This window comes from Rothia sp. (in: high G+C Gram-positive bacteria) (assembly GCF_030540545.1).
Lineage (GTDB): Bacteria > Actinomycetota > Actinomycetes > Actinomycetales > Micrococcaceae > Rothia.
The window spans coordinates 1-1,196 of sequence record NZ_JAUNVZ010000080.1 but is presented as its reverse complement, the minus strand read 5'-3'; the positions used below and the strand labels follow the sequence as shown (position 1 = coordinate 1,196).

The 1,196-nt window shown below is 55.9% G+C and carries 1 protein-coding gene and 1 pseudogene; both read right to left on the bottom strand.

What is annotated here, in order from left to right; genetic code table 11:
- Nucleotides 1-282: pseudogene (locus Q4P78_RS09075) on the bottom strand (penicillin-binding protein); the annotation flags it as partial.
- 4 nt (nt 283-286) lie between these two features.
- Nucleotides 287-1,000, bottom strand: coding sequence for a transglycosylase domain-containing protein (locus Q4P78_RS09070; RefSeq protein WP_303340043.1), 714 nt, complete (start codon nt 998-1,000; stop codon nt 287-289).
- Nucleotides 1,001-1,196: the final 196 nt, after the last annotated feature.

Below are 1,196 nucleotides of genomic sequence, written 5' to 3'. Positions count from 1 at the left end.
CTCGATGCTGGTCAGTGCGGTGTTAATGTCATTAGTGTTGGTTGCCCCAGGCTGAGTGGATTCAACTGACTGCTTCGCAACCTTCTGTGCCTCCGTGTTCAGGGAGGTGTAAATCTTCAAACCACCGCGCTGCAGCATGGCGTTGCGCTGAATATCGGTGGCACCGTAGGACTCATCCTGCAGGATATTATTCACCACGTAGTTGCAGAAGAAGGCGTACTCGCCAGCGTTGCTGCACCCCTTCTTCACCGGGTGAATGTCCAGGTTCACTTCGCTGGCCACTGCCTCATCGTACTCTTGTGGAGAGCACCACGTTACGGCGTTCAACTGCGTTATCAGGGTGCTCGTCCGGCCGGTAGGTGTTGGGGGACTGCACCAGCCCGGCCAGCAGCGCCGACTGGGCAACGTTCAGGTCCTTCGCAGGAATACCCCAGTAGTACTGGGCTGCGGCCTCAACACCAAAGTTTGAGCCGCCCATGTTCACGATGTTCAGGTAGCCTTCAAGGATCTCGTCCTTGGACTTGTTCTGCTCCATCGAAACGGCCAGCTTCATTTCTTTGATCTTGGCGAAGTAGTTCTTGTTCCCGCCCAGGGTGGCGTTCGCGTCCTCACCGTTCTGCTCAGCAGCGTTAACGATCAGGTTGTTCACGTACTGCTGGGTGAGGGTGGAAGCACCCTGACGTTTGCCGGGGTTCATCGCGTTATTGAAGAACGCACGCCCAATACCGACGGCAGAGACCGCGCCGTGGCTATAGAAATCACGGTCCTCAACCGAAATGATGGCGTTCCGCATATGCGGGGAGATCTGGTCGAGCTTCACCTGTGTACGGTTCTCTTCGTAGAAGGTGGCCAGCTCGGTCTTACCATCTGCGGCGTAGATCGTTGAGGGACGTGCCAGGGGCCCCTCTGAAATCTCATCCGGTAAGTCTTGGAACCAGCTCATGGATGCGTTCACCACTGAGCCAGCGCCTACGACGGGCGGCACAACAATGACCGCCACCAGAAAACCTGCAATGACGCTGTAAGCAATAAACTGCAAAAGGTCGCGGCCGCGACGTTTCTTAGGAGAAGCCATTCCCCCAGTTTAGCGGATATAACTGGGAACTGTAGCCGCCCACGTCAGCCCGCTTTTCATGCCCGGCATGCCGCCGAACAACCTCCTTAGGGTGTCTTAATATATTGGCGTTAAACATTAA